The organism is Winogradskyella undariae (genome assembly GCF_013285155.1).
Lineage (GTDB): Bacteria > Bacteroidota > Bacteroidia > Flavobacteriales > Flavobacteriaceae > Winogradskyella > Winogradskyella undariae.
On sequence record NZ_JABTEL010000048.1, the window covers coordinates 1 to 1,327 of the forward strand.

Below are 1,327 nucleotides of genomic sequence, written 5' to 3' on the forward strand. Positions count from 1 at the left end.
AATTAGCTTGTTCAGAATCTTTAAATTTTTGTCACTTTTGGTTATTGTTTGTCTCATTTCTCAAATTACACACAACGTGTTTGTGTATGATTTCGTTGCGTGTTTAAGCACTAAAGTTAGCAAATAAAACACAGATAGAAAGTCCGCGAGGACTTTCGTAAGTAGGCTTTAACCAGCAATGAATTATACACGGTGTTGTGTGTAGTCTTTTATTCGTTCATTAATTTTTTAATATTTTCGGCATATAATTCTTTTATATTTTCTCTTGCATATTCTTTGGCTATCTCATATTTTTCTATACTTGGTTTATAATATTTTTTTGTTTTACCGTTCTTTATGTTGAGTTTGTAGTTTATATAATGTTCAGTCAATTTATAATACTCAACACTATTAGGATGCCACTTATCTGAATTATAGATTTCCATTAAACCTCCATAAAAATTATTGGTAATATTATTATCTGTTTTTCTGAAATACCAAATTAAAAAGTCGTTAACAGCACCTAATTGAATTTCCGTATTTAAGTAATTTTCATAACTATTTTGACTTATTTTTTTGTCAAGATTAAACTCTGAAAGAAACGAATCTCTTATTTTGCTCACATTTCCCCAAGCCTCTTCTTTTGTTATATCTAAAAAATCTCTATTATCATCAATATATCCTTTTCTGTAATCTATATTCCTATAGTATTTTCTTAGTTGATTTAGTTTTTTATTGTTATAGATAATCGAACTGTCATTCAACTTGGAATCCCAATGTTCTATTTTATAATTTGAATTGTTTTCAAGATAAAGAGTTGGTGTTTCAGCTAGAAAGTTTGCACAAAAAGAATAATAAAATATTTCTGGCGAATTTTTAAAAACCTGATAAGTATTCGGTGGTTTATTGTGATTAGTTAAACTCACAAGTTTGGGATAACTTTCTTTAATTTTGAATGAAAATTCTCCTTTATCATTCACGATACAAGTATCTAGAATATAATTATCATCTAAATAGTCAAAGTGTTTAAATTTTTTCAAAAAAACTGTGTCTCCGATTATCTCAATATTTTTCCCTGAAATTGTGTATTCAGGTTTTTTTTTATTTTGACAATTGAATAAAAAGGTGGCTAAAATTATTACTAAAAGTCTCTTCATATTCGTTTTTTCAGATTACACACAACGTGTTTGTATATGGTTTGTTGCGTGTTTAAGCACTAAAGTTAGCAAATAAATCACAGATAGAAAGTCCGCGAGGACTTTCGTAAGCAAGCTAGAACTAGCAATAAATTATATACGGCTTAAGTTAGCATTTTAATAAAAACACTAAATTTAAGACCTATAAAAAG

General features: G+C 27.5%; 1 protein-coding gene. It reads right to left on the minus strand.

The window, feature by feature from the left end; all coding sequences use genetic code 11:
* Positions 1-209: 209 nt before the first annotated feature.
* A complete protein-coding gene (locus HSX10_RS18605; protein ID WP_173589757.1) occupies positions 210-1,136 on the minus strand; it encodes a hypothetical protein in 927 nt (308 codons plus the stop codon).
* Positions 1,137-1,327: the final 191 nt, after the last annotated feature.